Source organism: Nocardioides sp. (assembly GCF_031422975.1).
In the GTDB taxonomy this organism is placed as follows: Bacteria; Actinomycetota; Actinomycetes; order Propionibacteriales; family Nocardioidaceae; genus Nocardioides.
Genome location: NZ_JANPEO010000429.1, coordinates 1 through 5,749, shown reverse-complemented (window position 1 = coordinate 5,749; position 5,749 = coordinate 1). Strand labels below are relative to the sequence as shown.

The window sequence follows — 5,749 nt, the reverse complement described above, 5'->3', positions numbered from 1 at the left end:
CCGCGATTGTCGCTGAAGGTCTCGACGGCGGCGGACAGGTTGCGGATCGCCTCGCCGCCGAGCTCGCCGTTGCCCTCGAGTGCCTTGGCCCCGGCCGTGAGGACGTTGTTGAGCGGCCCGGACTGCTCTCCGGGCTCCGGGCCGAGGGCCAGCGAGACGTCGTCGAGCGCCTTGTACATCCGGTCCAGCTCGATCGGGGTGTTGGTCCGCTCGATCGGGACGTCGGCGCCGTCCTCGAGCGCCGGCTCCCCCTCGGCGTACACCGGGAAGACCTGGACGAAGCGGTCGGCGACGAGGGTGGGGGTGACGATCGCGGCCTCGGCCTGTGCGGGCAGGGTGTATCGGGAGTCGTAGGTGACGTCGAGCCGCACCGAGTTGCCCTCGGGGACCACGGCGTCGACCTGGCCGATCTTGACGCCCATGACCCGCAGCTCGGAGCCGGGGTAGATCGCGACCGTGCGGGAGAAGTGCAGCGACGCGGTCCTGGTGTCGGTGCTGGGCAGGAAGGAGACGACGGCCGCGACGACCAGGATCAGGGCCAGCCCGATCCCGAGGGCCTTGGGGGTGACGCGCTCGAACATGTCAGTCACCTCGGTCCCGGGACGAACTCACCGGAGAAGACACCGGTGACGTTGGGGAGGTAGGCGTCGAACCAGGGACCGGTGCCGACGATGTTGCCGAGGATGTTCACGTAGGGGCCGTAGTTGTGGAGCAGGGTCTGCAGCTTGTCCTCGCGGGCCTGGAGGAACGTGAGCACCTCGTCGAGCCGGTCGAGGGTCGGCTTGAGCTGCTCGCGGTTGTCCTCGACCAGTCCGCCGAGGTCGTCGGCGAGCTCACGCACGTTGATCAACAGGTCGTGGATCGCCTGCTTGCGCTTGCGGAGCTCCGCGAAGACGAGGTCGGCGTTCTCCATCAGCTTCACCAGGTCGCCCTTGCGCTCGTCGAGGAGGCTCGTGACCCGCGCCGAGCTCGCCAGCAGGTCGCCGATCTCCTCGTCGCGCGACGCGATGGTCCGCGAGAGACGGGAGATGCCGGTGAAGCTGCTCTTCACCTCGGGCGCGGCCTGGTCGATCACCACGGCAAGCGTGTCGAGGGCCTCGGAGAGCGACTTCTTCCGGGTGTCCTCGGTCTGGGTGGTGAGCTGGCCGAGGGTGCCGACGATGTCGAAGGTCACGTCGGTGCGATCGACCGGGATCGTCCCGCCGGCCTCGAGGCGGTCGTCGCCGATCGTGGTCAGGTGCAGGAACTTCTCGCCGAGCAGGTTCTGCACCTGCACCTCGGCCTTGGACTCCTCGCCCAGGGTGGCGTCCTTGACCTCGAAGTCGACGACCACCTTGTCCTGCGAGATGCGGATGTCCTGCACTCGTCCGACCCGGATGCCGGCGACCTGGACCTCACTGCCGACGTGCAGGCCGCTCGCGTCGATGAACTCGGCGTGGTAGGTGGTGCCGCGGAAGCCGGGGAACTTCTGCAGGTTGAAGGACGCGGCCATCACGATCAGCAGCACCACCAGGGTGATGGCGCCCAGGCGCAGGATCCTGGAATCGGAGTGGCGGGCCATCAGCGCTGACACCTGTCCACGGTCGAGTGCATCGTGAACTGCGCGATCTGCTTGACCACGTCGGGCGGAAGCGTCTCGGCCAGCTCGCTGGGGAGCACGATCCCGCCGGTGAACTGGCAGAGGTAGTAGTTGTACCAGGACCCGTAGACCCCGATCCGGGTCTGCCGCGACAGCATCGTCGGCAGCGTCTCCAGGGTCTCGTCGAGCAGCGCCTTGTTCTCCGGTCGGGCCAGCACCGTGAACAGCCGCCGCAGCTGGGCGACGTCCTGCTTGAGAAGCGGCCTGCTCTGCGTCAGCAGGTCGGAGAGCGTCACCGAGAGCGCGGAGACGTTCGCCAGCGACCTCCCGATGGTGAAGCGGTCGCGGGCCACGTTGCCGGTCCACTGCTTGAGGTTGGTGATCAGCTCGCCGAGCTGCCGGTGGTGCCCGTCGACGGTCTGCATCAGCGTGGTGAGATTGACGACGACCTCACCGATCAGCTGATCTCGGTCGGCCAACGAGTTGGTGAGCTCGCCGGTCTGCTGGAGCAGGCCGGTGATCGTCCCGCCCTCCCCCTGCAGCACCTGGATGAGGTTCATCGAGAGCTGGTTGACGTCCTCGGGATCGAGCGCCGCGAACAGCGGCTGGAACCCGTTGAAGAGCGCGGTCAGGTTGAGCGCGGGGCGGGTCTGGCTGACCGGCAGCGTGGCCCCCTCTGTCAGGCGCTTCGCGTCGGGGCGGCCCTGCTCGAGGGCCAGGTAGCGGTCGCCGACGAGGTTCAGGAAGCGAATGCTGGCCCGTGTGCCGGTGGTCATCGAGACGTCGCTCTTCACCGTGAACGAGACCTTCGCCTGGTTGGCCTGGTAGATCTCCACGTCGGTCACCTCGCCGACCGAGACCCCGGCGACCCGCACGTCGTCGCCCTTCTTCAGCTCGCTCGCGCTGGAGAAGATGCCGCCGTACTCGGTGTGCTCCCCCAGCCCGATGCCGCCCATGATCACCGCGAGCGTGGTGGTGAAGACGATCGAGACCAGGGTGAAGATGCCCAGCTTGATGCCGGCAGCGAGGGTGGTGGCGTTGCGGCTGTTCACTCCAGTCCACCCCCCGGCTCGTCGTCGGTCGTGCCGTCCTTCAGGGGTAGGAAGTCGGCCGGCATCTGGTAGTTGGCCGGCAGCCCCAGGCACCACGGACCGTGGCCGACCTCCCCGTAGACGGGCGCATCGGCTGCCGTGTAGGCCTTGCGCTGCGGCGCGCCGAGCTCGAGCGTCTGGTGGATGATGTCGTCCTGGAAGACGTTGCGGGTGTTCGCCTTCTGGCGCACGATCCCGTCGAGCACGCAGGGCAGCTCTGGCGAGTAGGTGTCCAGGAGCGACAGCAGCGGGACGGCGTACCTCCCCTGCTCCACCAGGGCCCGCTCGTTGGCGGAGAGCGTGTTGCGGGCACTCACCGACAGGCCGGTGACGGCGCGCAGGGTCTGAGCGAACTCCGCCTTCTTCTGCACGAGCGTGCGGGCCGACACGGTCGCGTGGCGCAGCAGGCGCAGCAGGTCGGGCGCGGCCAGCTCGTAGGTCTCGGCGACCTCGGCGAGCAGCCGCATGTCGGTGCGCAGCTGTGGGAGGTGGTCGTTGATCTCGATGAGGTAGGCGTCCAGCTCCTCGAGCGTCTGCCCGAGGTCGTCGCCCTTGCCCGTGAGCGCGTGCGAGAGGGCATAGAGCGTGGCGTTGAGGTCGGCCGGCCTGACCGCGCGCAGGAGCGGGAACAGATCGGCCAGGATCGTCTGGATCTCGACGTTGGTGCGCACCCTGCTGGCAGGGATGACGGTGTTGTCGGTGAGCATCGTGGTCGACGCGTCGGTCGCCGGCGGGATGAGGGAGACGTACTTCTGCCCGAACAGCGTGGTCGGCAAGATCTCGACGGCCACGTCGTCCGGGATCGTCCTGGCCGCCTCGGGTCGCAGCGCCAGCGTGATGACGGCCTGCTCGCCGTCCTGCTCGATGGTGCGTACGTCGCCGACGAGCGCGCCGTGCATGCGGACGTCGCCGAACTTGGCGAGCTGGAGCCCGGCACGGTCCGCCTGGACGGTGATCATGGTGACGTCGGTGAACTTCTTCTGGTAGATCGCGATCGACAAGGCGATCAGCATGGCCATCGCGGTCACGTAGGCGACACCGGCCACGAGCAGCCGGACATGCTCCGCCCTGGAGTCGTGGCGAATGTTGGCGAGCACGGCCGTTACCCCGTGATCCGCACTGTGGTGGTCGAGCCCCAGATGGCGAAGCTCAGGAAGAAGTCGGCGACCACGACGGTGACGATCGAGGTCCGGATGGCCTTGCCGACGGCCTGGCCGACGCCGGCCGGGCCGCCGCTCGCGGTGTAGCCGTAGTAGCAGTGGATCAGGATGATCATCACCGCCAGGATGATCAGCTTGAGGAACGACCAGAGCATGTCGATGGGTGGCAGGAACTGGATGAAGTAGTGGTCGTAGGTACCCGCCGACTGCTTGTAGATCAGCGTGGTGATCAGCCGCGGCGACAGGTAGGACGCCAGCAGCGCGATGATGTAGAGCGGGATCACCGCGATGAACGCGGCGATCATCCGGGTCGTCACCAGGAACGGCAGGCTCGGGATGCCCATCACCTCGAGCGCGTCGATCTCCTCCGAGATGCGCATGGCGCCCAGTCGTGCGGTGTAGCCGCAGCCCACCGTGGCCGCGAGTGCGATGGAGGAGACGAGGGGCGCCACCTCGCGGGTGTTGAAGTAGGCCGAGATGAAGGCCGTGAACTTGGCGACGCCGATCTGGCTCAGCGAGGCATAGCCCTGGATGCCGACCTCGGTGCCGGCGAAGAACGCGAGGAACGCGATCACCCCGGCCGTGCCGGCGATCAGGGTCAGGCCGCCGGCGCCGAACGCGACCTCGGCCAGGGTGTTGTAGATCTCGCGCCGATAGCAGCGCAGGGCGCGGGGGGTCCACGCCAGCGCCTTGGCGTAGAAGAGCAGCTGGTCGCCGTACTCCTCGAGGCGGTTGCGTCCGCTCCTGACGACCGCCGTCCCTACCTGACCCACTGCGCTCACCCGGGTCACAGTCCCGGCTGTGGAATGAGCTGGAAGTAGAGCGCCGTGATGATCGCGTTGAGGAAGAACAGCAGCATGAACGCCAGGATCACGCTCTCGTTGACCGCGCGGCCGACACCGCTGGGGCCGCCGCCGGCGTTCAGTCCCTTGTAGGCGCCGACGATCGCGGCGAGGAAGCCGAAGAGCGCGGCCTTGACCATCGCGACGTAGAGGTCGGTGATCGAGGCGAGCGCGGTGAAGCTCGAGAGGAAGGCGCCGGCCGAGCCGCCCTGGACGATGACGGTGAAGAAGTAGCCGCCGCCGATCCCGGCGGAGATCACGATGCCGATGATCATCAGGCTGACGAAGACGGTGGCGAGGGCGCGGGGTACGACGAGGCGCGCGAGCGGATCGACACCGAGGACCTCCATGGCGTCGATCTCCTCGCGGATCTTGCGAGCGCCCAGGTCGGAGCAGATGGCCGAACCCGCCGCACCGGCGATGATCAGCGCCGCGGCGATCGGCGCGGCCTCGCGCACCGTGGCGAGCACCGCGGTGGCGCCGGCGAACGACTGGGCACCGAGCTGGCCGGTCAGGTTGCCGACCTGCAGCGAGATCACCGCACCGAACGGGATCGAGACCAGGATCGTCGGCATCAGCGTGACGCTGGTGATGAACCAGGCCTGCTCGATGAACTCGCGGAACTGGAAACGCGTGGTGAAGGTCAGCTTGGTGACGTCGAGCACCATGGCCGCGAGTTCGCCGGGTCCACGGACCACGGAGACCGCAGAGAACCCCATGCGCTCACCCCTCCCTGACCGGACCGACGAACAGTAGAACACGTTCTCGTTTTGGACAACGAGACATCGGTGTTCCAGTGACGCCGTCTCAGCGACGGGGCTACAACGAGTCAGGACTGACGCGGGTTATGCGCGCTGGTCCCCGGGATCGGGTCGGCCGGCGTTCCTCCTCACTTCGTCGCCGGCGCTCGCTGCGCTCGCGCAGCTCCTCGCTCGTCGGAATCGCTCGACCTCGTTCCTCGGCCGGCGTTCCTCCTCACTTCGTCGCCTCCATCATCTGGCGCAGTTCCTTCTTCAGCTCGTTGACCTCGTCGCGGATCCGGGCGGCCACCTCGAACTGCAGCTCGGCCGCGGCCGC

General features: G+C 67.8%; 7 protein-coding genes. All 7 read right to left on the bottom strand.

Annotated elements, in window-relative coordinates:
- Nucleotides 1–581, bottom strand: a 581-nt coding sequence (locus RMO85_RS12970; RefSeq protein ID WP_310529143.1) for an MlaD family protein, incomplete at its 3' end; no start/stop codon positions are given.
- A gap of 5 nt (nt 582–586) precedes the next feature.
- Nucleotides 587–1,561, bottom strand: coding sequence for an MCE family protein (locus RMO85_RS12965; protein WP_310529142.1), 975 nt, complete (start codon nt 1,559–1,561; stop codon nt 587–589).
- Nucleotides 1,561–2,631 carry an MCE family protein gene (locus RMO85_RS12960; RefSeq protein ID WP_310529141.1) on the bottom strand — a complete coding sequence of 357 codons (1,071 nt, stop codon included), beginning with the start codon at nt 2,629–2,631 and terminating at the stop codon, nt 1,561–1,563. The genes RMO85_RS12965 and RMO85_RS12960 overlap by 1 nt, the downstream gene beginning before the upstream one ends.
- Nucleotides 2,628–3,767 carry an MCE family protein gene (locus RMO85_RS12955; RefSeq protein ID WP_310529140.1) on the bottom strand — a complete coding sequence of 380 codons (1,140 nt, stop codon included), beginning with the start codon at nt 3,765–3,767 and terminating at the stop codon, nt 2,628–2,630. The genes RMO85_RS12960 and RMO85_RS12955 overlap by 4 nt, the downstream gene beginning before the upstream one ends.
- 5 nt (nt 3,768–3,772) lie before the next feature.
- Entirely contained in the window at nt 3,773–4,603 is an 831-nt protein-coding gene (locus RMO85_RS12950; protein WP_397203847.1) for an MlaE family ABC transporter permease, read from the bottom strand.
- Between the two features lie 14 nt (nt 4,604–4,617).
- Complete coding sequence (locus RMO85_RS12945; RefSeq protein ID WP_310529138.1) at nt 4,618–5,391, bottom strand: ABC transporter permease; 774 nt, start codon at nt 5,389–5,391, stop codon at nt 4,618–4,620.
- Between the two features lie 256 nt (nt 5,392–5,647).
- Nucleotides 5,648–5,749, bottom strand: a 102-nt coding sequence (locus RMO85_RS19670) for a UvrB/UvrC motif-containing protein (protein ID WP_397203845.1), incomplete at its 5' end; no start/stop codon positions are given.

What these genes read in the sequence shown, in the direction of transcription:
- RMO85_RS12965 (WP_310529142.1), bottom strand. Translation starts at nt 1,561, where the DNA reads ATGGCCCGCCACTCCGATTCCAGGATCCTGCGCCTGGGCGCCATCACC.
- RMO85_RS12945 (WP_310529138.1), bottom strand. Translation starts at nt 5,391, where the DNA reads ATGGGGTTCTCTGCGGTCTCCGTGGTCCGTGGACCCGGCGAACTCGCG.